Source organism: Cupriavidus sp. 01L415, assembly GCF_056400065.1.
Genome location: NZ_JBFTSP010000038.1, coordinates 19817 through 42994 on the forward strand (window position 1 = coordinate 19817; position 23178 = coordinate 42994).

Genomic DNA, 23178 nt, shown 5'->3' on the forward strand with positions numbered 1-23178 from the left:
CGTTGGTGTCAGGCCTTGACGGTCTCCAATCTCGCGCCCGCGATCGACGACGCGTGCGGTTCCGCCGCCTGCCGTATCACCTCTCCCACCATATCCGCCGTGACTGCCGACAAGGTCCATCCGAGATGGCCGTGGCCAGTGTTGTAGAACACGTTGGCCCGATGACCCCGCCCCACGCGCGGCATCATGTTCGGCATCATCGGCCGCAGTCCCGCCCAGGGCACCACGCTGCGCGTGCTCACGCCCGGGAAGCATGCATGCACCCAGTCAATCAGCGGACGGATGCGATCGGACCGGATGTCCCGGTCGATGCCATTGAATTCGGCCGTGCCCGCGACGCGAAACCGGTCCGCGCCAAGCCGGCTGGTCACGAGCTTGGTCTCGTCATCAAGCAGGCTGACCGTCGGCGCCGATGCCTGGCTTTCCGCATCGTTCAGGTTGACCGTGATCGAGTAGCCCTTGACGGGGTAGATGTTCACGCGGTCGCCAAGCTGCCGGGCCATCTCGCGGCTGGCCACGCCTGCGCAGACCACCACGCCGTCGAACACGCGCGATGCGGTCTGGGCGCCGTCGGCGGCCACCACGGTGACATGCCGGCCATCCGAGGTCACCGACTTCACATCCTGGTTGTACAGCGTGGTCACGCCCAGCCGGCGGACCGCGGCTGCCAGCCCTGAAGTGAACTTGTGGATATCGCCCGTGGCATCGCTTTCGGTGTAGTAGCCGCCGTAGTACTGCCCGGCCAGCGTGGGTTCGATCGCGCGGATTTCGTCGGGCGTCACGGCGCGGCGATCCAGCCCGCCTGCAGCCAGCAGCTTCGACACCTGCCCGGCGTGGTCGAAGCCCGCCTTGTTCCGGTAGATGTGGAGGATGCCCTTTTTCTTGAGATCGAAGTCGATGCCTTCCGCCTCGGCCCACGCGAACAGGTGCTGGCGCGCGGCGATGGCGAGCCGCGCCGTCTCGATCGTGTTGGTGCGGTAATGCGGCATGGATGCGATGAACTCCGCGAACCAGCTCAGCTTGTGCCACGTGGGGCGCGGATTGACGAGCAATGGCGCGTCGCTGCGCAGCATCCACTTGATGCCCTTGGCCAGCGTGGACCAGTGCGTCCAGACTTCGGCGTTGGACGCCGATAGCTGGCCGCCGTTGGCGAACGACGTTTCCATGGCGGCATAGCGGTGCCGTTCGAACAGCGTGACGGAGAATCCGCGCTTGGCCAGGGCGTAAGCCGTGGTAACGCCGGTGATGCCACCGCCGATAACAGCGATTGTCTTCATGATGTCAGGTCTTTCAGGACGTCGTGAGTGGGAGTCCGTGGCGCACCATGCGCGACGAACGCCCCCTCTGTCCTTGACCTGAGAGATTCACGACGACGCGCCATGGGCGCGCATCGCTTGCTCCTTCGGTACCGCCGGCTGACGTGATGCCGGGGTTCTTCAGAGTTCGATGGCGGATACCGGTCCTTTTGCCTGAGAGTTTCCGGGGCGGTTGCTCCTTCGGCGCTGCACCTGCCGGGCGGCAGGAACAGGCTCTCCCGATATCGCGGGTACAGCGGGTACAGCGGCACCAACTATGCCACATGACGGACCGGGATGGCGATTGGGGCCATCCCGATGCGTGCGCGGCGTCCTGCGTCGTCCAGCGCACGTGGATCGGCAACCGGGGGGTAGGATACCCGGGGCAGGACCCCCCGCAAGGAACAGTCAGCGCAAGTGACTACCGCAGCAGCTGCAGCAGCGCGTGGGCCCCTGCCTCCGACGATGCCGGGTTCTGCCCCGTCACCAGTTGCCCATCGGTCAATACATAGCTGGCCCAGTCTTCCCCGCGCGAGAAGATGCCGCCCTTGGCTTTCAGAACGTCCTCCACCAGGTACGGCACGACGTTGGTCAGCTGCACCGCCTCTTCCTCGCTGTTGGTGAATCCCGTCACCCGCTTGCCCTTGACCAGCGGCTGGCCGTCGGTACCCTTCACGTCCCGCAGCACCCCCGGGGCATGGCAGACGGCGGCCACGGGCTTGCCGAGCCGGACGAACGCCTCGATCAGGGCGACGGAGCGCTTGTCTTCGGTCAGGTCCCACAGCGGGCCGTGACCACCAGGATAGAAGACGGCGTCGAAATCATCTGCCTTCACCTGATCCAGCGTCAGGGTGTTGGCCAGCACTTGCTTGGCGGCGGCATCGCCATGGAAGCGGCGCGTGTGATCGGTCTGCATCGTGGGGTCATCGCTCTTCGGGTCGAGCGGTGGCTGGCCGCCCTTGGGCGACGCCAGCGTCAATTCCACGCCAGCCTCCTTGAACACGTAATAAGGTGCCGCAAGTTCCTCCAGCCAGAAGCCCGTCTTCTTGCCAGTATTGCCRAGCTGGTCGTGAGAGGTCAGSACCATCAGGATCTTCATCATCCATCTCCAGTTGCAGGTCAGAGCCCACCGGGCATGTCCCGGCGATGGCAACATCCTAGTCAGAGGACTATGATTCGCAAACTTCGAAGATTCGATTTCTGCTATCCAAAATATGAATATTGGAAGCAAGGACCTGAACCTGCTCTACGTATTCCATGTGCTGTATCAGGAATGCAATGCGTCACGCGCCGCGTCCCGCATGGCCCTGAGTCAGCCGGCGTTGAGCCACAAGCTCAACCGGCTGCGGGAGGAACTGGGCGATCCATTGTTCGTGCGTGCACCGCGCGGGTTGTCGCCCACGCCGCGTGCGCATGAACTGGCGCCGCAGGTACAACGGCTGGTGGGGGATCTGGATGCCTTCTATGACGCGTGCGATGGCCGTGACTATCTGGCGCGGTCCGAACACATCCACATCTACACCACGGACTACATGGAGCAGGTGCTATTGCCAAAGCTGTTGCCCCGGCTGCGTCGCCATGCCCCGGGCGTGGTGCTGGTCACGCACAACACACGTGGTGTGCTGCCGCGCGACGAGCTGGAAAAAGGCACGTGCGACCTGGCGATCGCCGGTTTCTACGAGAACCTGCCGGACACGTTCCATCAGCAGCGGCTGCGCAGCGAGGACTTCCTGGTGCTGGCCTCCCGCGCCAACGAGCGTCTGGCGCAGGGGCTGGATCTCGATGCCTTCCTGGCGTGCGAGCATTTGCTGACCACGCTGACCGGCGACCTCAACGGCATCGTCGACCGTGCGCTGGCGGCGCGCGGCCTGGCGCGGAATGTCGTGGCGGGGCTGTCCAGCTTTGTCGCGCCGACGCGCGTCATCCGTGGCACGGACCTGCTGCTGACCTGCCTGCGTTCCGTGGCAGAGGAGGCCGTCAGTCGCGACCCGGAGCTGGTGATGCTGCCGGTGCCATTCGCGTTGCCGCAGGTCGAGGTCATGCAGATCTGGCATGCGCGCACCGATGCGGACCGGTTGCGGCAGTGGCTGCGCCAGCAGATACAGGATGTGGTCAGCGCGCAGGCTATTCAGGGCGCGGCGACGGATTGAGCGGAAGGGGGACTACGGTCGTGGTTCGCGGCGCTTCCTGCCGGTCACCATGGCGCCGATCAGGTTTTCCTGGCCGACCACGCTGAACAGGATGGCCGCCAGCACGTGCGCGACAATCAGCGCGAGCAGCGTATTCGACAGCCAGCGGTGGATGTCGATCGGCCAGTCCTCGCCCCAGAACGGGTCCAGGCGCGACATCCATCCGGTGACGGCAAGCGCCAGGATCAGCGCCCACATCGCCAGCATCATCACGGCGCCCAGCGGCGTGTGGCTGACAAAGCGCGGCGCGCGGCGCCTGGCCAGCGCCCTGGCGTATGCCAGAACACCGGCCGGGCGTGGCAGCCAGGCACTGAACCGCGCATGCTCGCTGCCAATGAAGCCCCACAGGATGCGGAACAGGACGAGGCCGGCGGCGACGTAGCCGAGCAGCCGATGGACCTCGTCGCCGGAATCGTCGATCAAGTCATAGCACACGATGGCCGCCACGCTCCAATGCGTGATGCGCACCACCGCGTCCCAGACGCGGATCGATCCGGTCTCGCGTACCGCTTCCGCGGGAATCGACATGGTCTTGCTTGTTGCTTACTTGCCGATCTCGGACTTCACGATGTCCAGTGTCTTGGTGTCGAAGTAGATCTCCGCCTTCTTGCCATCCTTCGTGGTGCCATAGATCTCGTAGCAGTTGCCGTCCACCTTGAACTTCTTGATGGTGTAGCCCTGCGCTTCGATCTTGGCCTTGGCGTCGGCCTCCGACATCCATTCGGCCTTGGGATGCGCGACGCACTTTGCGCTGGCCAGCGCGCCTGTGGAGAACGCACCAGCGAGTACGAGAACGGCAATCTTCAGCATCTTCTTCTCCGACAAAAAGCCCGGTTCCGGGCGACAGCGGAATGCTAGCCTTAAATGAGATCGATTCTCAACTATGATTTTCCCCAACGTTGACCCGAGTCACGACTTTCCGCATTGCCCACACGCGAAACGTGGACTTCATCATTGTCCGTGCTGTGGGACAATCGCGGCGCGCTCACCGGGCGCTGGCTGACTGAAGGTATTGCATGAAATCGATCGACTGGAAGGACTGGGAAATCTTCTGCCGCGTGGTGGAAGGGGGCGGCTTCACACAAGGCGCCGAACTGGCCGAGGTCCCGAAGTCGTCCGCCAGCGCGGCGGTGGCCCGTCTGGAAGGGCAGCTCGGCGTGCGCCTCTTCGAGCGCACCACGCGTCGGGTGCGCGTCACGCAGCGCGGCCAGCAACTCTATGACCGCGTCGCTCCGCTGTTCGGCGAACTGCGCGAGATCAGCGCGGAGGCCGCATCGGTCAGCGAGGAGGTCGGCGGCACGCTCCGCATCGCCACGCCCTATGAAGTTGGCTCCCAACACCTGTCGCCGTCGCTGTCACGCCTGCTCAAGCTCCACCCTTCGCTGCGCGTGCAGCTGGACGTCAGTTGGGACCAGCCTGACCTGATCCGCCACGGTTACGACCTGGCATTCGTGATGACCGATACGAGCCTGCACGACAGCTCGTTTGCCAGCAAGCGCGTGGTGCTGATCGAGCGGGCCTTCTACGCGGCCCCGGCGCTGATTCGCGAGCGCGGCCTGCCGCGCGTGCCGCAGGACCTGCAGGGCTGGCCGACGCTGGGCAATATCGACGATGTCCAATGGGAATTCCTGCGGGATGGCGTGCAGACGTTTGCGATGGACGTGGCGCCACGCATCTGCACCCACAATGCCGAAGTCCGGCTCAAGGCCGCCATCGACGGACTGGGCGCGGCTCGCCTGTCGCCGCGCTTCGTGCATGACCAGCTGGTGCAGGGCCAACTCGTACGCGTGCTGCCGGGCTATACGTCGTCCCCGCTGAAGGTCTACGTGCTGATGCCCGCGCGCAAGCTGATGCCCGCCAGCGTGCGCGCCTTGCTGACCGTGCTGGAGGAAACGCTGGGCGTGCCGGAGACACGCCGTCCGGCGCCGCGCCCGCGCGCGACGCCTGCATCGCTCACATCGCCTGCGGATTCCGATGGCGATGAAGGCTCGCCGACAGTCATCAGCCTCGACTAAGCGCTCGCTTCAAGAAGATCCTGGCGCGGCGTGCGGCTCAGAACGGCTGGTCGCCGGTCTTCAGGTCGAAGCCCAGCGTATCGGCGATTTCCATCATCTCTTCATCGTCTTCGCTGCGCGTGATCCAGCCCGCGTAGGCGTCGTCACCGGCGTCCCAGTTCCACAGCGTATAGCCCGCCACGCGCAGCTGGTTGGTCGCGATCTCCATTAGCTCGGGCACGCTCGTGCCCTCCAGGAAATCCTCGTCCTCCGTGTCGTCGGTGCCCCAGTCGATCTCCAGGTCGATCCGCTCGCACAGCTGGTTCAGGCAGCCGATGAAGGACTCCGCATCCTTCCAGTCGACATGGAAGCCTGACTCCCAGTCGATCACGTCCTTGATCTGCCAGAGTAGTTCCGCCGCGCTGGCCTCGTCCTCCTCCGCGTCTTCCAACGCTTCCTCGAACAAGGAAAGCTGGCGGCTCGTCTGTGCCGCGTCACCAAGATTGATCAGCGCGAACAGCCGGCTTACCGCGTCCTGCGCGTCGTCCTCCAGTTCAATGGCCATCTGCTCCTCCTTTGCGGCTCATGCCGCCACCTTCTCGATTTCGCGTTGTCCCCGTGGCGTCACGCGCAGTGCGCGCGATGTCGCGGTGGGTTCGATCCAGCCACGTGCCAGCAGATTCTCCAGCAACGCGGCGCCGAGCGCGCCGCCCAGATGCGGCTTGCGCTCGCTCCAGTCCGGGCACGTGCACGCAAATTGCCTGCGCTTGCGGCGCGCGGCGCCCAGGTCGATCCCCAACTGGGCCATGGCCTGCGCACCGTCTCCGGTCAGGTCCACGGCGGTGCCTTCCACCACCAGCCAGCCCGCCTGCGACATTCGTTCGAAAAGACCCACCGCAAGTTCCCCGGCCAGGTGGTCATAGCAGGTGCGTGCCTGTTTCAGGGCGGGCGGCGCAGTGCGCGACACCGGCACGGCGCGCACGCGGGGCGGCTGGCTGGCCAGCGATGCGGAAGCAAGTGCCTCGATGGCGACGCCGATTTCCGGCGCAGACAGCCGATAGTAGCGATTGCGCCCGCGAGTTTCCACGGCCAGCAGACCGCCTTCGGACAAGCGCGCGAGGTGGCCGCTGGTCGAGGATGCCGACAAGCCAGCGATCAACGCCAACTCACCCGCGGGCCGCGCGCTGCCGTCCATGAGAGCCCACAGCATCGCTGCACGCCCGGGGTCGGCCAGCAGTCCGGCCAGCTGGCTGATGCCAGGTGCGTATTCCATAGTTCATTGTCTGATGAAGGAACGGATGCAGTATAGGTCGGGTTGGGGGAATGTTGACCTTGCACATTAAAGATCTTGCAAAACATTAAAGTGCTTGCGAAATGTATTCACGCAGATGGCTTGCTGGTGCTTTCGGGGACTCGCCCGCAAGGCCGCGTTGCACGAATCTGCTCCCATATCTCGCATCCTTTTCCGAGTTGCCACTTCGCCAGGCGGGGAAGGAGGTCCCTTAGGCGATGGAGTCTCAGGGCTTCAGTTGGCCGACCTATAGCCATGTGCCGAAGACGAGCCAAGGCAGATATTCGTCCTGTGGGGCCGCCTTGCGTTCTCCGTCCTGCCCCGGCGAAGAGCCCCACATCAAGTGTAGTTCCAACCTAGCCTTCCTCGGTCGGGGTCGCCGGGCTTTGCTCCGGTCGCAGAGCCGACTGCAGAGTTGAGCCTAGCTTCGTGCTGGACTACATCGTCAAGACTCCGGTCAAAGAGATCCGAGCATTTGACCTCGACGCATTTCATGTCCACAACGCATTTCGCTCGCCGGGCCGACTTGTCGAGAGCGAGCTGGACAAGTCCAAAGCCGAGGTGTATGCGGATCGCTACGACAATTTTCGACATGGGCTGGCATTCCAGTCCAAGATGCTGGACAGCACTTCGGGGAGTGATTTCGACGGCGTAACGTTTGCATTCGTCTGTGTGGACAAGGGCTCCGCGCGAGCCGAGATCTTTAAGACTCTCATGGAGAAAGGCATTCCTTTCATCGATGTCGGCATGGGGCCATCGCTATCAAAGCAAGGCGCCATCAAAGGGATGCTGCGCACCACATACTTTCCGCCGGGCAAGGCGGCTGATGTCGTGGCCCTGGGGCACGCCGAGACGCAGGATGCGCCCGAAGACGTGTATCGAACCAACATCCAACTCGTCGAGCTCAACGCCCTGAACGCTGCCATCGCCGTCATTCGGTTCAAGCAGTTGCGCGGGTTCTATGTGGATGATGTCCAAGGCAATAATCTGCTCTTTGACATCCGCGACCTTAAAATTGCATCCGATGGCGAAGATTGAGCGGTTGCGCCTGGGGCGTGTTCATTACATGCCGAAGGTCCTCGACCCCGGCGTGCTGTACGCTTCGGAGGAATTTGGGGCGGCGGCACACCTGTGCGCATGCGGGTGTGGGGCGAAAATCCGCACGCCGCTAGGGGCCCACTGAATGGAGGCTTGAAGACACCCACGACGGCCCAAGTCTGAGTCCGTCTGTGGGCAATTGGCAGCAGTCCTGCCGGTCTCACTATTGGATCTGGCGAGGAGAGGTCGAATGGCATGGCGACTGGACGGAAGCCCAGGTTCAAGCGGGCCGACGCCGCGAGCATCACCGCCGAGAGAAGTACTTCGCCGCACGTGAAAAGGAACGCCGCGCACAACGGTCTCTTGGTAAGCGCATCTGGCGCTTCATCAAGAACTTGGTGGCTGGACGCTAGATCCATCCGCTGGGATGCTCGGCGTTGAACGGTAGGCCGATTTCGGCTGCCGCCACTCATTTCGCTAGGCGGCAACAAGACCTCAAGGGATGAGGTTCAAAAACAGCGCTGCCAGCAACTAACGGGCTGGTGGCGACCGTCGTACTAGGCCGAGCAGTCTGCTGCCTGAGATCGTGCCGACCCGCTCCAACTCTGCTGCGACCCGTCGCACGTCAGCTTCCCGCTCAGAGACGACGCGCCATGCGTCGTCTTGGGCTTTACTATAGGTTGCCATCCAGATTGGATCGGATTCTTGGGGTGTTAGGCGTTTCGAGATCAATGCCATGACACCGAAGAACGATGAAAAGTCATCCGCTGCTCTGCGGGTGGAAAAAATAGGCCGCCCGAGTTCCAGACTCTCTCCAGCTATTCCGCCGAGCAACGTTGCGAGCTTGGGAAAGTAAGCATCCAATATCTTCTTGAGAGCGGCAGTCGTCGTTATCGGCTGCTGATACATTGCTTGTATGGCAGCTTGGCAAGCCTGCGATTGCTCTGCGTCGCAAAAGCCCTCATACCCGTCGCAGACAACGCTATGCACGACAAGGCCCAGTTCGAGCGCTACGATCGCATGACCTGCCTCGTGTAGGTAGGCATTTCGTTGAATTTCTTCCGCACTTAGCGGTATTTTTCGTTGTGAAACACCGGGGCCAGGTTGAGGCGAAGATTTAGATAAAGCCTGCTTGACGCGCAGCCAAGCTCTGCGAACTGGGGTGAACATGCTAGGCACGATGAAAGTTTCTAGGTGTGGATACCAAAGTCGTATTGTCTCATCGAGCCAGGCACGCGCGCGCCCTGGTCCGCCCTACTTAGGCTAGTTGGCTGGCATGAATTTCGCAGGGCAGGAACACCGCCTTCACATCCATAAGATGTGCTACGTGCTGGGATGCAAACTCACGTAGCTTCGATTCAAGGTCAATCAGCTCAACCCATCTGTTCGGAGGTTCCGCGGGGCGCGAGGGGACTGCGGTCCAGATGGGCGGTAGCTGGTGACCGTTTCTCCAGCGATCCGCTGCCTAGGCTGGCCTCACCTTCAAGCAGGAGGTCAAATGTTTCAGCGAGACGGAGTATGGACGCTCTCTATTCACGGCGTGCTGGTATTCGTACGTGAATTGCCGAGAAACAACATCACGGTCTAACATTCAATCTGCGAGCCGGTCCGAGAACTGGTCGAGCCGATCTGTAGGGGAAGAGGTTACTGGAGGCGCGAATACAAGAATTGGCTCGTGTTCGAGAACTTCAAGGGCGTGATCCTGCAAGAGCTAACCCAACTAGCAGGACGTTGATACTGAATAGGGCAACCGGGATTGCGGACGCCGCATTCCGGTCGTTCACGCCCCCGAAGGACTGCGTACCCCTCCGGCGGTATTTTCAGTCGTACTGGGCGGCTTGACAATCGCACCACAAGCGCTCGGTTCGCTCGCACGGAATGCCGATCGCACATCAGAACAATCAGGGGACGGTCGCATGGTGCAAGCGGATTGGGCAGGATTTTTCGGACGGATTCGGAGCAGTGCGGCCTTCTGCGGGGCAATGCTGGTAGCCGGGGTGGCTTACGGACATGGCGGCAGCCTCGATGCCGACGGCTGTCACACGAACCGCAAGACCGGGGAGTACCACTGCCATCGAGGCGGCGGACGAGTGTCGGCGCCCTCGTCAAGCCAAGGCCTCGTCGCGACGTCGCCTAGCACAGCTGTGAATTCGTTCGCGGCGCAGCCTCGCGCGGGCGGGGGGCGGACGTGCTACACGGGGCCTCGCGGCGGCACTTACACAATTACTGCAAGCGGCCGGAAAAACTACGGAGGTTGCTGAGGCTGTCCCCCAATCGCGTACGTAGGCGGTTGCAGATTCAACCGTTCGACAACGTGGGCTCCGCCGCGTAATCAGCCGATACAACGTGGGTACCGTTCCCCATTGCACACGCGCAAGAATCTCCGCTATGCTGCGCGAATTCCGGCAATAGTGCCAGTAGTTCTGCAACAGGAGCCACATGGTAACGAAGAAGACGGCTGCCACGAAGACTGCGGCAAAGAAAGCGGCTGCGCCGGCAAAGAAGGCTGCGCCCGTAGCGAAGAAGGCCGTAGCAACGCCGGCAAAGAAGGCAGCAGCGGCGCCCGTAGCAAAGCCGCTGAAGGACACGTTCAACAAGTCGAGCCTCCTGGCCCACCTGGTTGCCCAGACTGAGCTGGACAAGAAAACGGTGCAAACCGTCCTGTCTCACCTCGAGAACACCATCGTGGGCTCGATTCACAAGAAGGGCGCTGGCGAATTCACCCTGCCGGGTCTGTTCAAGGTGTCGGCCATCCAGGTTCCCGCCACGAAGAAGCGCTTCGGCAAGAATCCGTTCACTGGCCAGGATCAGTGGTTTGCCGCCAAGCCGGCATCCGTGAAGGTCAAGGTTCGTCCGCTGAAGAAGCTGAAGGACGCGGCGCTGTAAGGTGCACGGCTTCCGGTGATAAAAATGGGGCTACGGCCCCCTTCGCATTTGGCATTCTCTGGCTTGGATGCTCTTGATTCCCGTCGCTAGCTAAGGACTGTCAAGTCCTGACATAGGTTGACAGGTTTTGACGGCGCCTAAGGGCGCCTAGCCCGCCAAGGCAACCGACGCCCGATGAACTTCATCGGGCGTTTTGTATTTCAGGGCCTGATGGGGTCTTTCCCGGTTATAGATCCGCACGGACTCCCTGACCATACGACTGGCTTGCTGCAGGTCGGCGGGGCGATTGAGCAGGAATTCGCCCTTGAGGATGCCGTTGATACGCTCGGCCATGGCGTTCTGGTAACAGTCGTAGCCGTCGGTCATGGAGCAGGTCAGCCCATGCCGTCGATGGATGGCCTGGTAGTAGGTAGAGCAGTATTGGGCGACGATTATCGAGCGTACGAAATTGGTCTCGGACGGAAGGCGGACGCGACGCCAATAAGAGACAATAGCGCACATTCAATGATCGCCGGCCCGATAGGTCCAGCACGTGCTTATGCCCAACGCAGACGTCGAAGTGAATTTCACTGTTGATCCCGTTCGCGTCGAGTTCTCGGATCCGGGAATTGAACGGGAGTTTCAACATCACCACCTGCGGCATACCCGTGCGTCGTTGCATATTACCCTGGTGTTTTGTTCGCTGTTCTACATAGCCTTTGCTTTGACCGATCTCGCCGCGCTCGGATATGGTGCGTCCGTGTTCACGCTACTGGCGGGGAGATTTTCTGTCGCGCTAACCGCTTGCGGGGGTCTGTACCTTATCCGACGGAGAACCGAATCAGTGCTCGCACACTGGTTAGTGGCAAGTGCGGCGGAGATCGTTGGAATGACAGTCTTCATGCTTATCGTTTGGTTTCGTCCAGATGAGTTGCCGTGGCACGCAATGTCGCTGTGCATCATGTTGATCGTCATCTATGTCTTTATCCCCAATCGCCTCATCATTGCGAACGGCATCGCTCTCGCTGCGACCGCTGCGTTCATCGCTATGGCAGTGATGAGAGGTGACCTACGGTTTTCCGACGAAGTCACGATGTCGATGCTACTGCTGCTAGCCAACAGCTTCGGTATCACTGCGGCGCGCCGCTATCATCGGTTGTGGCGTGATGAGTATCGGGCGCTCTATTCGCTAAGGGTGCTTTCCATTCGTGATCACCTCACCGCCTGTTTCAATAGGCGCTACTTGCATGTGACACTCCTGCCAGAAGCGCTACGAGAGGCTCGAGACGAGCGTTGCTGGCTTACGCTGATGGTCTGCGATATCGATCATTTCAAGCGTGTCAATGACGACCACGGTCATCAAAGCGGCGATGCGGTATTGGTGCACGTGGCTACGCAGCTCCAGAAACGCGTTCATGAGCGACGGGACAGTGTCGTGCGCTACGGGGGGGAAGAATTCCTGGTCATCATGCCACGGACGGACCTCGTCACTGCAGCGCGCCTGGCCGAGGATATGCGTGCCGCGGTAGCCGAGAGCGAAGTGCCCGGACCTAATGGCAAAAGGATATGCGCGACGGTCAGTATTGGCGTCCTTGCAGTTGACTTCTCGGCCGGCGACGCCAAGGTAACGGAAGGCGCATTGTTTGCTGCTGCTGATACGCTTCTTTACGAAGCCAAACGAGCCGGAAGGAACGGCATCCGAACCCGACTATGGGCTGATGTGGTATCGACCCACACTAATGCCCTGCGGGAAGCTGAAAGGCCCACAGCGTGACTCGTGCGTACGGCCCCAAGCAAGGCCCGGACCCTGAGCGGCTGCCCGAACACGCGGAATATGAACGGCAGGTTTGAGCTGGGCAACGGCTAACGCCAGCCCACCGTTCGTCGGACTCGACTACCGCGTTCCGTATGCTGCGCTGGTCCACATTCCGGAAGCGGACGCGGCGCGCAACGGATGGTGAGGGCAATAGGCGCGATCCAACTATCACTACCATAGTTAATCCGCGCAACGCACCCCTCTCTTCGAGGGCTTAGCGTGGATACACGGTCGCCGATAATCGTGATGACGCGCGAAAAGCGCACGCGGCAGTGGCACAAGTTCAAATAAGATGCATCGCCCAATGCAAAGGGTCAAGGTATTAGCGCACCATGCGTGACTGCCCGTTCCGCTCAAGAGGTGGGCCGGCGTTTGCGCGCATCGGGGCAGTTAGCGAGAGACACGCTCAGGCATATGCAGGCGCGCACTTCCTATACCAACGCAGGCAATTTCACGATTCCGTTCCCGTTTCCGAAGCCGTACGACGCAGGCCTCTGTTATTACGTACTCGCGCCTGCCACTTCCGCGTCATTCGGCTTCGCCCGGCAGCCTAACCTGCGTATCGAGCGTCTGGAGTCGGCCCTTGCCGCGCTGCCGGAGACCGACGTGGAGTTCTTTCGCGGACTTGCCAAGGCGTTCCTGCGCTACGGCAAACTTGCCGCGATTTTTCGCATCTTCATCGAGTATCGCGATGGCGTGCCGCAGGTTGAAGCATCATCGATCCGATATTTCGATGTGGACGATCCTGCCGGCGGCGCCCACGAGACCATGCTCAGCCTCGACTGGGCCGGCTTCAACCGACGCCTGGTTGGCCCGGCGTGACATGTGGTACTAATAATGCATCGCCTTGAATCACTTGTCGCGACCAGTTGAATCCTGGGAATAAACAAGGCGACCTATTCCAGCCTGACCAGTCCGGCAGATTCGGGCACTTTCCCACGGTACACGGCTCCGGACGCCTTCCATTGGAAGATCAATTTGTGAATGCCTTAGGCGAAAATTTTCGCTCGGAGCTCGGTATTTTTTGCAGTTGTTGCTGAAGGCGAATAGCCATTGGAAAGCGCAGGGCATCAGAACAGCTTCGGTATGTCCGGCTGTGGAATCCGGCGGCGGAACTGGCTCAGGCGGCTGCCAGGCGGAACACCGACACCGCATGATATAGCGCGCCGGCCTGATCTTCGAGCGAGGCTGCGGCGGCGCTGGCCTCCTCCACTAGAGCAGCGTTCTGCTGGGTCATCTGGTCCATCGCAGACACGGCACGGTTGACCTCCTCGATGCCGGTGCGCTGCTCGGCCGTGGCTGTGGCAATGCCATCCATAATTGCGGTCACACGGCCCACGGCGCTGACAATCTCGGCCATGGTCTGGCCAGCCTGCTCGACCAGCAAGGAACCGCTGTCTACCTCGTTCACCGATTCCACGATCAGCGTCTTGATTTCCTTGGCCGCGCCCGCACTGCGCTGCGCGAGGTTACGCACCTCGCCGGCCACTACGGCGAAGCCGCGGCCCTGCTCGCCGGCGCGGGCCGCTTCCACAGCCGCGTTGAGCGCAAGGATGTTGGTCTGGAAGGCAATGCCGTCGATCACCCCGATGATATCGTTGATCTTGCGGGAGCTGGCGGTGATGCCGCGCATCTTGTCCACCACCTCGCTTGCCACGCTGCCGCCCCGTTCGGCGATCTGCGCTGCGTCGGCCACGTATCGGTTTGCCTCGGCCGCATTGTCAGCACTCTGACGCACGGCGGCGGTGATCTGTTCTAAGCTGGCGGCGGTCTGTTGCAGCGACGCGGCCTGCTGCTCGGTACGGCTTGACAGGTCGGTATTGCCCGCCGCGATCTGCTGGGCTGCCGCGTTGATGGCGTCGGCTGACTGCTGGATGCCAGCCACGGTGCCGGCGAGCTGGTCGCGCATATGTCCGATCGCGTACATCAAACTGGTGCGGTCTTCGGGCCGCGTCTGCGCGCGCACGGTGAGGTCGCCGCCTGCCATGCGCAGTGCCAGCGCGGCCGCCACCGGGGGCTCACCGCCGACTGATTGCTGAATGCTGCGGATCACCAGCGTGGCCACGACCGAGATCGCAATGCCGAGCAGTACTAGCAGACCGATAGACTGATACAGCGAACTGCGGAACTGGGCCTCTATGTCATCCATGTAGGTGCCGGCTACAAGGTCCCAGTTCCACGGCTTGAACCGCGCCACATAGCCGATCTTGGGACTGGGCTGGTCGCTGCCCGGCTTGGGCCACCAGTATTCCATGTGCCCCATGCCCTCGGGCGAGGCGCCGCGGGCGGCGATCTCCACGTACAAGGGATAGCCCTTGGCATCCTTGAAATCGCGCATGTTCTTGCCGTTGAGCTTGGTATTGGTCGGGTGCATGGCCACCACCGAGTCCGCCCCCACGATGGTGATATAGCCATCCTTGCCATAGCGCTGAGCGGCGATGCGGGCCGTGGCCTGCGCCTTGGCGTCTTCCTCGCTCATCTTGCCTTGGCGCGCCTGTTCGGCGTAGTCGCGGACTAGTGACAGTGACATGTCGACCACGTTAGCCAGCTCGCCGCGACGGTCGGCCAACTGCAATTGCCTGGTCTGGAAAGCATGCGTCACAGTCAGCAGCAAAAGGCCGAGCCAGGCCAGCACGAGAGGTATCCAAAGTTTCTTACGCAGAGTCAGGTGATTCATGGGGGCGTTCTACTAAAACAAGTACCGGAAATAGGCGGTGCACGGGTTTTCCGGAATATCGGAGATGCTTCCTAATTGCTTTAGTATTTTTCGTCGCGTTGCAAAATTATCTGCCGGTCACAGTATGGCCGCCCGCTGCCACGGGGTCATCACGAGCGACAGCATGGGAATACCGACGATGGCGAAGCCCCCGCCAAAGGCGCCCTTCATGAAGCAGATCAGGAAGACACCCGCGAACGTAGCGAGGATGGTGGTGGCGTTCAATTCCATGTTTCCAACCTCCTTTCGCCCCAATGGCGGCTAGAGCGACCTTGCAGAAGAGTGACGCCATCCATGGTCCTTGCGGCGGCTTGTGTGAGATACGCATGAATTGCAGACCCGGCCAGGTTTCCAACTTCGCTCAGCGCCCCGGGCGGGACGCTGAGTGCTCAGGCCGGCCAGGAGTTCAGGGGTCTCCTGGGCGCCATGGCGTCCGCTGAAAAGTTGGACGCATCGTAGTCCGCCAAGTAGTGCACTCAAAACATTGACATGGATGCAACTTCCAATCCCCGAGCGCCTAGACGGTTGCTGCTGGCAACAGGCGGAAGCCTGCGTGAAGTGTTAGATCTCAGACCCGTTCCAGGATCGTGGCGATACCCAACCCCCACCGATGCACTGCGTTACGAGCGCAAGGCGACGGTCCTTTCGTTTCAGCAATGCCGCTGCTTTGGCGGTGATCCGTGCCCGGTTGCACCCAGAGATGCTCAATGGAGATGCCGCCGCCATCGAGGTTCGTGCGGGCGGGATCGAGTTCCAGGTCACGCAATGCAGGAGATAGCCTGGGATGCGAGGGCTTCATTGATTTCCACGATACCCACTTTGCTGACATCGCGTGACGCCTGTGCAAGCGACTTTTGCGTGGCAGGAATAGGACCTACGCCCATGATGTCCGGATCGACACCAGCCGCAGAGGCAGGGCATGGCATCCGGCTATGCCCCCCCGAAGGAAGGAGTACATCTCGCGCCGATTTGGGTCGACAAGTAGATGTCGATGTTTGGGGAAAAGTGCGTCGGTACTCTTTCGAGGTGCGGCACCAGCTAAACTTGATGCGTGCCGGGGAAAGCCACGCACTCGTTGTATGACTACACTCCTGGGAGTCCCCAGGCGTTGCCTGACCTCGTATTGAGCTGATCCTTTGGCATGAAACACATCTTATCCCCTCTGCCTGCCCCTACTGTTGAAGCGTATCTAAGGCGCCTAACCCTCCTCGCTGGCTTCCTGTTCGTTCTCTGCGGGATACTGTGGATTAAGGACATCAGAGTAGATATTGGGCTTGCCAACTACGTGCCATTGCACCTTGCGATGGAAACCGCAGCCATTGTTGCGGCTACGCTAGTTTTCGGAATTGCCTGGAATGCCCACGCGGAGTCCCGTCCGGGTAGCGTCATATTTCTTGGCGTAGTGCTGCTAGGTTCGGCGCTATTAGACTTCGCGCATATGCTGGGGTCCGGCGGCATGCCGGATTTCGTGACCCCTGAAAGCCCACAAAAAGCCATCACATTTTGGTTCGCCGCCCGATTTCTGATAGCAATCGGATTGCTCATCGTTGCTTTCCGCCCTTGGCAGCCGGTTCTGAGTCGGCGCGGGCGCTATCTCGCTCTCGCGCTGGTTCTGGCTTACGTTGCGGCGATCTACACCGGTGAGTTGTTCTTCCCGGAGGCTGTGCCGCATTTCTTCATCCGGGGAAGCGGCATGACCCCGCTGAAGATCTGGATCGAATATTCGCTAGTTCTGATGTACAGCATTGCTGCTGTTGCCCTCTATCGCAAGGCTCGCCTGGAGGCCGGTTTCAATCGGGCTGACTTGTTCGCCGCCGCTTCCATCACGTGCCTGTCAGAATTATGCGCCACGCTTTACGGATCAGTCGGCGATACATTCAATATTGCCAGCCATGTGTTCAAGATCCTTTCCTTCTTGCTGATATTTCGTGCCGTATTCATCGATAGCGTGCGTCAGCCGTTCCGCGACCTCAATGCGGCGCTGCTGAAGGAAAGGCAGTATGCGGCGGAACAGCATTCACTGGTGCGGACTCTGGACATGCTGGAGGAGGGCGTGGTGGAGCTTAGTCCGGGTGGAATCATTATCCATGCCAACACGGGGTGGCGACGGCTGGCCGATACGCTGTCTGCCAACGCCTCTCTGGATGAATCGATCCAGCCCCAGGACCGTCCTGCGTTTCTGAAGTGCCTTGAACATCTGCAATCCGGGCAAAAGGACGAATTCCACGGACGCTTCCGTTTCATCGCCGACGCCGGCCACGAACGCTGGATGGACTGCCGTTTCCTTGCGGAACGAAACGACCGGGGGCAGATCCTCGGTGTCCGAGGCGTTCTGCGCGACATCACCAAGACGTATCTTCAGGAGCGCCACATTGCCCATATGGCGCACCACGATGCACTTACCGGGCTACCCAACCGGATATTGCTGGAAGACCGCATCAGCAAGGCCATCCAATCCGCCAAGCGTCACAACGAGATCGTCGCAGTTTGCTTTGTCGATCTGGATCATTTCAAGAATATCAATGATGCCTATGGGCATAAGACGGGCGATGGCCTACTACGCGAGGTTTCCAGCGCGCTGGCGACTTGTCTGGAGGAAGGCGACACGGTGGCGCGCTGGGGCGGTGATGAATTTGTCGTCCTGTTCCCGTGCGTTGCTGACCTCGACGCCGCGCGGGAGGTGGCACGCCGGCTGGTCAACGTCATGGGTCAGTCCTTCAAATCGAACGGGCAAAGTGTCAATGCGACATTCAGCGTGGGCGTTTCCCTTTACCCCATCGACGCAGACAACGTCGATGCGTTGCTGACGCATGCCGATCGGGCGATGTTTTACGCTAAGTCTCAGGGGCGCAACAACTTCCAGCTCTTTTCTGACATGACCGAAAGAGGGCTTGGGAAGAAGGAGCTTTACATCCAGGCTCGTCTTGCCCAAGCCATCCGAGACGAACGCATTACGGTCTGGTTCCAGCCTCAGGTGAGCGCTCGCGGCGTGGCCTTCGGCGAACACCATCACCTGACAGGGGTGGAAGCCCTGGCACGCTGGAAAGACGACGACTTCGGCTGGATCCCTCCTAGCAGCTTCGTCCCGATGGCAGAGAACCTCGGCCTGATCGGTGAACTTGGCCGTCTGGTGCGAAGAAAAGCGCTCGCCCAGTTCCGGCAATGGATGGCAGACCGTCCCGGTCTGCATCTATCCCTGAATATTTCCAAACGTCAGTTGGTTGCGCCGGATTTCTGCAGCTCAATGCTCGAAGACTGCGTGACGTTCGGGGTTCCGACCAACAGGCTGGTCCTGGAAGTCACTGAATCGATCGCATTGATGGAAGTGGAGGGCGCCGACGACAAACTGCACCGACTTGTCGGCGCCGGCTTCACGCTTTCCATCGACGATTTCGGAACTGGCTACGCCTCCCTATCGCAATTGCATGCACTGCCCGTCGGAGAGCTGAAGATCGACATATCTTTCGTGCGGCGCGCTCATACGCCGGATGGGTTGCGGATACTGCAGGCCATTGTGCAACTGGCCAAGGCCTTGTCGTTCCGCACGGTAGCGGAAGGCGTCGAGGATGAAGCGACAAGCGTCTTGCTTAGCGAGTTGAATGTCGACATTCAGCAAGGCTACTACTTTGGCCACCCATGCGCGGGCGAGGAGTTTGCGGAACGTTTTTTCTTTGTGGCAAACTCCGACGCAGTCCTGAATCAGCCACCTGTCAAGGACAGACGCTAGAACTCCCTGCCGCCTCGATATTCGTCGCCTGAGAAAAACCGTAGCTCAGGATAACTGTTTTTTGGGGTTCATCGCCGATCTGCAAAGTGACTGAGGCTCGCTGAACGACCCGATTCAGCCCTTCGGCCTAATGCGACTTCAATGGCCGCTTCCGCGGTACAACGGGCCCCTACGCTTCCGGGATCTCGATAGTCCCTTCAAGTTACCGAACAGCCCGACCAGAGATATACACCCGGTCGTCTTGCACCCTTCGCAACCCCCTCCGACGTCTGGTATTGAACGCTTACGAACTGCCGACAATAGGTGTGTTTGCGGGGCTGGCGCGTAGCGATGCGCGCCCCGGGGCGGGGCGGTCGACTTTAGCAGGGCTATCTTGACCGACAAAATCCTGCTTTCACATTCTTCCAAATTTGATCATCGGATAACCACGAAATAGGAGTTCATGAATGACCGTGTGGCATTATGAAAAAAACGGCGAGCGCCTCGGCCCCGTATCCGAGACCGACATCGTAAGGCTTGTCGGAGATCGTGCGATAAACAGCCAAACGCTTGTCTGGCAGACCGGATTTCATGACTGGAAACCCCTGTCCCAGACGCCGCTTGCGATGCACCTTGGCAACGTGAGCGCGCCACCGGTCCTACCCGGCCACCGCATTAACAACGGTCTAGTGTGGACCCTGGCAATCGCGCCAATTCTTGGGCTCCTCCTACAAGGGTTTGTCGCCGGCGTCGCATACGGCGAGTTTGTTAGCGAGAGCCAGCTCAATCGTTTTTGGTGGATCACGCTCGTACTTAATGTCGGTCTCAGCCTACTTGATGTCCGTCAGCTTAAGAAGACCGGCGCGGATGTTAACCAAATTGAGCGTTTCGCCTTTCTCGTTCCCGTGTATCTGTGGAAGCGCAAGACAGCCCTGCAACAATCCCCCGCATACTTCTGGGTTTGGATTGCAACGTTCTTCCTGTCTCTGATTGTTGGCTGATGCGCAAGCTCTAAGGACCTTGATTCGAGAGCAGGAGTCGAACTCTGCGGCATGAGAAAAATCCTCGCCAGCTATGGTCAGTCTGAAGTTGGCGAGGAAGTTGCTCTTGAGCCATCCTTCATGTGGCGCACGTTGGACTAGCCTTTGAACACGAAGATTCCCTCGGGAACCATTCGCCTGCTATGTGCTGCGGCGGCGACGCTACGCCGCACGGCGACCTCATGGCATTCGGCTCCGCGATACAGTTCTCGCGTCTCGGCGGTCAGGTGGTTAGAGATGACAACCGGAATGCCTCGTGCGGCGGTAGCACGGGCTAAATCTGCTAATTCCTGTTGGCGTTCTCGGGGGAAGCCTTCAGAGGTGTACTTCGTGAAAGACGGCGCATCGTCCAAGTTGACGTACGGCGGGTCGCAGTAAATGGCATCACCGAGCACCGCCAACTTGAACGCATCCGTGAAGACGGAAGCAGGCGAGCCTTCTTGTTGAGCTTGAAATTGAGGATGTCTTTGCATCCTCGGTATAGCTCAACTGCGTACACATGAGCTGCACGATCGCAATGCACCGCCAACCGGGGCGGTAGCGAGGCCAAAAATCTCGTTACGACTCGAGACAGCCAGGGGCCTTGGCAACCCCATGCTCAGAGTTTTGATTTAGCTGAGGCTTTTGCTCCCAACGCGGCGCGGGGCAATCCGGCGCCGGACGGTCGAAGTCGCCCACATCCTCCATTTCTGCTGCGGGCGGTTGCGCAACGAAAAGATAGATTCCACGCGATACGACCGCGAGCACTACGATGATGGTTGTAGTAACAAAAGCCTGAGCGAGAAGTCGGGTCCAGCGATTCAAGAGGTATAAGGGTGTGGGCCTTGTGCAGGGGATCGAGCAAGCATACACAAGGCGGTTTCATGCCGCGCGTGCCCCTGATGTAGGGTAGTCACACGCCATTTTGATTGGCGTCCATCGCGCAAGCACCCAATTTGATGTTGGCAGATTCGCAAGCCGGGCTTAGCGTGGTTGCCTGCGTCTACCAATCGCTCTTGCCAATCATCGTGCGTCATCATGTGGACGCTCCCCCGTTGTAGATCGCCGCGCGCTTCCGCTTCCTGGTTGCCCCTCGACTCAGAGCATATCGTCTGATCGCACCGGCTCAGCCCGGTACACCGACCAGAAGTAGTGCGAGTGCCTGTGATGGTTGGTCTTTTTCCTCTCTGCGAAGAATCGGACACGCCCATCCGGTCCTGCGTCTATATCGACTTCTCGGTGTTGCTCCGAAGTTGATGCCGCAGGCGGCAGCGCCAAAATCGCTGCTGACACGTACTCGCCCTGGATGCGTCCAAGAATGCCATTTGCCCCAGGCGCAGATGGCTGGCTTGGAGCGTCCCCAGACAAATGGCATTTTGCTGCCAGGCGGCGGTTACCCATGTGCTGTTCCTCATCCTGCCGACATTTGCCGGCGTAGGCCTTCATTTTTCAAGTACGGCCAGGCCCAACGCGTACGCCTTGGTTGTCGCGCTGGATATGCGGCAGATGTCCATACGCTCGCAGTCTCGCGAGGTCTTGTCGCGTCGAGGCGGGTGCAATCAGGCCGGGGAGAGCGGCTGACTCAATCCCGAACGAGCCGCAGCTCGGGCAGGTGTAATGGAACCCGCGGAGCTGGGGCGACCGAATCCGTTCCGCGGCGGCGCCGCACAACGGGCAATTCGCTGGTTCTGGAAGCATGGTCTCGGCGAAATCCGAATACTGTATGGATATACAGTATAGCGAAGTCTGGGCGGAAAAAAAGCCCGCGGCGGGGTGCACGCGGGCTGGGACTGCAAGTCGCGGGTTCAATCGCGATGTGAACTATTGTCTTGTGCTCTATGAGTGACGTCTGCCCTACTCATGGGGTAAAGGCTCGAGCCCAAGTTCGGGGCGATATTTCGCATAATTTCTAACGAAATCAGGAAGTTATGATATCGAAAGCTGTGGCGTACTATTTCGTACGCTACAGAGGAGGGGGCGATGCAGCCAGCCTTGAGCGCTACCGTCCACCCGCAGGCGGTCGACTGAAGGGCGCAGAACGACCCAAGTCGGCAGTAGACGCTTCCCGTAAGCGGTCGCTCAACATTCGACATGAGCGGCAGCCCAAAAGCGTAGCTTTTGGGCTGCCGCTTGATGGAGGGGTTAGGCCTCAACGCAGAAGTACCCATAGGCGTCTTTGCAAAGAAGCCTCACCAAATGAGGAATTCGATCCCAGTCGTCCTTGTATGGGTTTGGCACGCTGTTGTATGCGCCTTCTACGAGCTCGTAGTCATTTGGCGTCTTGGCGTACTGCTCAAGCATTGCCCGGAGCCCCGCTGCCTCTTCAAACATACCAACGCGCTCGTAGCCGACGGCTGCGGCGAGCACCCAGTTCTCGCCGGAGTTCACTGTTCCAGTTCCGAAACCTTCGCCTGCGCGACTCTGTTCCCACAGAAAGACAGAGTGAACTATGCGATAGCCAAACGGAAGACGATCGAGAAGATAATCAGCGTTCTCAACATCGAGTTCCATGGCAAGCCGGTACATCCCTTCCTCAGGGATGCCTTCGCTATCACACAGCCAGAATGGCGACACGTCTGAACCCGCTGACTCAGAGACTTCCGCGACCATCTCGGCCACAAGTGGCGGAACGATATGTGGCATGCCAACTTCTCCCTTGGGGCCTAACTGAATAATTAATAGGCTTGGTCCGTCCGTTATGCACGGGGGAAGCCGATATGTACTATCGTTGCCCCGCCGCCAAGCCGCACACACGCTGCGTTCCGGCGAATCGCCCGATTTAATAGGAACATAAAAATCTGTGAAAGACGGACAGGGACAGCGATTGGCTGGCGGAGGTCCAGTGTAGAGGGAAATTTACTTCCAAGTAACATAGGGGCTGCGCTGATGGGGAGGATGACCGAACTCTGCCCCTGGTAGCAAGCTGATTGACGAGCTTCGAGTGTTGCTACCTGCGACGATTGAGGCCAGATGAGCAATTTCCAATTGGGGCGACGAGCCCTCTATTTATCTATAAATGCGCGATGAAATCGTCAGGGGATCGTGTTGGCATCTTTAAAATTTGAGTCTTGAAGACATCTCTTGTAAAAGGCCAGCTATGGTATGAACCGCCCCGGGTTTAGTGGAGGCTCCAATTCTTGAGAGAATGGAGCCCATGAGCAAGCAAACCAAGTTTTCCCCCGAGGTCCGAGAGAGAGCCGTACGCCTGGTTCAAGAGCAACGCAGCGAGCATCCGTCGCTGTGGGCGGC

Annotated in this window: 23 protein-coding genes, 2 pseudogenes and 1 riboswitch; of the genes and pseudogenes, 11 read left to right on the forward strand and 14 right to left on the reverse strand. The window is 60.1% G+C overall.

The genetic code is table 11. From position 1 onward, the window contains the following. Positions 1–8: 8 nt before the first annotated feature. Positions 9–1277, reverse strand: a complete 1269-nt coding sequence (locus AC1DOX_RS28320) for a D-amino acid dehydrogenase (RefSeq protein WP_441623510.1) — start codon at positions 1275–1277, stop codon at positions 9–11. A gap of 170 nt (positions 1278–1447) precedes the next feature. After that, a riboswitch (glycine riboswitch) is annotated at positions 1448–1547 on the reverse strand. Between the two features lie 169 nt (positions 1548–1716). Next, positions 1717–2394: a type 1 glutamine amidotransferase domain-containing protein gene (locus tag AC1DOX_RS28325; RefSeq protein ID WP_441623551.1), complete on the reverse strand. Its 678-nt coding sequence runs from the start codon at positions 2392–2394 to the stop codon at positions 1717–1719. A 115-nt stretch (positions 2395–2509) separates the two neighbouring features. Between AC1DOX_RS28325 and AC1DOX_RS28330 the strand changes: the two genes are divergently transcribed. Continuing rightward, the gene (locus AC1DOX_RS28330; protein ID WP_441623512.1) at positions 2510–3445 is read left to right on the forward strand and encodes a LysR family transcriptional regulator; all 936 of its coding nucleotides are present in this window, start codon (positions 2510–2512) and stop codon (positions 3443–3445) included. Between the two features lie 12 nt (positions 3446–3457). On the opposite strand, the gene AC1DOX_RS28335 is transcribed toward AC1DOX_RS28330, so the two are convergent. Together AC1DOX_RS28335 and AC1DOX_RS28340 are read right to left on the reverse strand one after the other, a co-directional pair. Further along, complete coding sequence (locus AC1DOX_RS28335; protein ID WP_441623514.1) at positions 3458–4012, reverse strand: cytochrome b/b6 domain-containing protein; 555 nt, start codon at positions 4010–4012, stop codon at positions 3458–3460. A gap of 15 nt (positions 4013–4027) precedes the next feature. Further along, positions 4028–4294 (reverse strand): PepSY domain-containing protein, encoded by a 267-nt coding sequence (locus tag AC1DOX_RS28340; protein ID WP_092141863.1) that lies wholly within the window; start codon positions 4292–4294, stop codon positions 4028–4030. Between the two features lie 206 nt (positions 4295–4500). Here AC1DOX_RS28340 and AC1DOX_RS28345 point away from each other — a divergent pair, with 206 nt between their 5' ends. Continuing rightward, entirely contained in the window at positions 4501–5499 is a 999-nt protein-coding gene (locus AC1DOX_RS28345) for a LysR family transcriptional regulator (RefSeq protein ID WP_441623517.1), read from the forward strand. Positions 5500–5536: 37 nt separating this feature from the next. Here AC1DOX_RS28345 and AC1DOX_RS28350 read toward each other — a convergent pair whose 3' ends face one another. Together AC1DOX_RS28350 and AC1DOX_RS28355 are read right to left on the reverse strand one after the other, a co-directional pair. After that, positions 5537–6043 (reverse strand): DUF6630 family protein, encoded by a 507-nt coding sequence (locus AC1DOX_RS28350; protein WP_441623519.1) that lies wholly within the window; start codon positions 6041–6043, stop codon positions 5537–5539. 18 nt (positions 6044–6061) lie between these two features. Beyond that, positions 6062–6751 carry an ArsR/SmtB family transcription factor gene (locus AC1DOX_RS28355; RefSeq protein WP_092141854.1) on the reverse strand — a complete coding sequence of 230 codons (690 nt, stop codon included), beginning with the start codon at positions 6749–6751 and terminating at the stop codon, positions 6062–6064. Between the two features lie 447 nt (positions 6752–7198). Between AC1DOX_RS28355 and AC1DOX_RS28360 the strand changes: the two genes are divergently transcribed. The 3 genes and pseudogenes from AC1DOX_RS28360 to AC1DOX_RS28370 all read left to right on the forward strand — a co-directional run. After that, positions 7199–7807: a hypothetical protein gene (locus tag AC1DOX_RS28360; RefSeq protein WP_441623521.1), complete on the forward strand. Its 609-nt coding sequence runs from the start codon at positions 7199–7201 to the stop codon at positions 7805–7807. A 28-nt stretch (positions 7808–7835) separates the two neighbouring features. Then, the gene (locus tag AC1DOX_RS28365; RefSeq protein WP_477101629.1) at positions 7836–7952 is read left to right on the forward strand and encodes a ubiquitination-like system serine protease family protein; all 117 of its coding nucleotides are present in this window, start codon (positions 7836–7838) and stop codon (positions 7950–7952) included. A gap of 10 nt (positions 7953–7962) precedes the next feature. Continuing rightward, positions 7963–8220: pseudogene (locus tag AC1DOX_RS28370) on the forward strand (ubiquitination-like system serine protease family protein); the annotation flags it as partial. A 118-nt stretch (positions 8221–8338) separates the two neighbouring features. On the opposite strand, the gene AC1DOX_RS28375 reads toward AC1DOX_RS28370, so the two are convergent. Continuing rightward, on the reverse strand, positions 8339–8977 hold the full coding sequence (locus tag AC1DOX_RS28375) for a hypothetical protein (protein WP_441623523.1): 639 nt from the start codon (positions 8975–8977) through the stop codon (positions 8339–8341). Positions 8978–9789: 812 nt separating this feature from the next. On the opposite strand from AC1DOX_RS28375, the gene AC1DOX_RS28380 reads away from it, so the two are divergent. Both AC1DOX_RS28380 and AC1DOX_RS28385 read left to right on the forward strand, forming a co-directional pair. Further along, on the forward strand, positions 9790–10068 hold the full coding sequence (locus AC1DOX_RS28380) for a YHYH domain-containing protein (protein ID WP_441623553.1): 279 nt from the start codon (positions 9790–9792) through the stop codon (positions 10066–10068). A gap of 178 nt (positions 10069–10246) precedes the next feature. Continuing rightward, entirely contained in the window at positions 10247–10693 is a 447-nt protein-coding gene (locus tag AC1DOX_RS28385; RefSeq protein WP_441623525.1) for an HU family DNA-binding protein, read from the forward strand. Between the two features lie 147 nt (positions 10694–10840). On the opposite strand, the pseudogene AC1DOX_RS28390 reads toward AC1DOX_RS28385, so the two are convergent. Then, positions 10841–11116, reverse strand: a pseudogene (locus tag AC1DOX_RS28390) (integrase core domain-containing protein); the annotation flags it as partial. A 115-nt stretch (positions 11117–11231) separates the two neighbouring features. Here AC1DOX_RS28390 and AC1DOX_RS28395 point away from each other — a divergent pair. Both AC1DOX_RS28395 and AC1DOX_RS28400 read left to right on the forward strand, forming a co-directional pair. Further along, positions 11232–12446: a GGDEF domain-containing protein gene (locus AC1DOX_RS28395; RefSeq protein WP_477112654.1), complete on the forward strand. Its 1215-nt coding sequence runs from the start codon at positions 11232–11234 to the stop codon at positions 12444–12446. Positions 12447–12824: 378 nt separating this feature from the next. Continuing rightward, positions 12825–13310 carry a hypothetical protein gene (locus AC1DOX_RS28400; RefSeq protein ID WP_441623529.1) on the forward strand — a complete coding sequence of 162 codons (486 nt, stop codon included), beginning with the start codon at positions 12825–12827 and terminating at the stop codon, positions 13308–13310. Between the two features lie 298 nt (positions 13311–13608). On the opposite strand, the gene AC1DOX_RS28405 is transcribed toward AC1DOX_RS28400, so the two are convergent. The 4 genes from AC1DOX_RS28405 to AC1DOX_RS28420 form a co-directional block, all read right to left on the reverse strand. Beyond that, entirely contained in the window at positions 13609–15165 is a 1557-nt protein-coding gene (locus AC1DOX_RS28405; RefSeq protein WP_441623531.1) for a methyl-accepting chemotaxis protein, read from the reverse strand. A gap of 117 nt (positions 15166–15282) precedes the next feature. Beyond that, entirely contained in the window at positions 15283–15435 is a 153-nt protein-coding gene (locus AC1DOX_RS28410; protein WP_441623533.1) for a hypothetical protein, read from the reverse strand. 337 nt (positions 15436–15772) lie between these two features. Continuing rightward, on the reverse strand, positions 15773–16003 hold the full coding sequence (locus tag AC1DOX_RS28415) for a hypothetical protein (RefSeq protein ID WP_441623555.1): 231 nt from the start codon (positions 16001–16003) through the stop codon (positions 15773–15775). Further along, a complete protein-coding gene (locus AC1DOX_RS28420; protein ID WP_441623535.1) occupies positions 15963–16130 on the reverse strand; it encodes a hypothetical protein in 168 nt (55 codons plus the stop codon). Before AC1DOX_RS28420 ends, AC1DOX_RS28415 begins: the two co-directional genes overlap by 41 nt. A 215-nt stretch (positions 16131–16345) precedes the next feature. Here AC1DOX_RS28420 and AC1DOX_RS28425 point away from each other — a divergent pair, with 215 nt between their 5' ends. Beyond that, a complete protein-coding gene (locus AC1DOX_RS28425) occupies positions 16346–18931 on the forward strand; it encodes a bifunctional diguanylate cyclase/phosphodiesterase (protein WP_441623537.1) in 2586 nt (861 codons plus the stop codon). 446 nt (positions 18932–19377) lie between these two features. After that, on the forward strand, positions 19378–19911 hold the full coding sequence (locus tag AC1DOX_RS28430) for a DUF4339 domain-containing protein (RefSeq protein ID WP_441623539.1): 534 nt from the start codon (positions 19378–19380) through the stop codon (positions 19909–19911). Positions 19912–20048: 137 nt separating this feature from the next. Here the strand turns inward: AC1DOX_RS28430 and AC1DOX_RS28435 are convergent, their stop codons facing one another. Together AC1DOX_RS28435 and AC1DOX_RS28440 are read right to left on the reverse strand one after the other, a co-directional pair. Then, a complete protein-coding gene (locus tag AC1DOX_RS28435) occupies positions 20049–20423 on the reverse strand; it encodes a DNA adenine methylase (RefSeq protein WP_441623541.1) in 375 nt (124 codons plus the stop codon). Between the two features lie 1648 nt (positions 20424–22071). Further along, on the reverse strand, positions 22072–22572 hold the full coding sequence (locus AC1DOX_RS28440; RefSeq protein WP_441623543.1) for a hypothetical protein: 501 nt from the start codon (positions 22570–22572) through the stop codon (positions 22072–22074). Between the last annotated feature and the right edge of the window lie 606 nt (positions 22573–23178).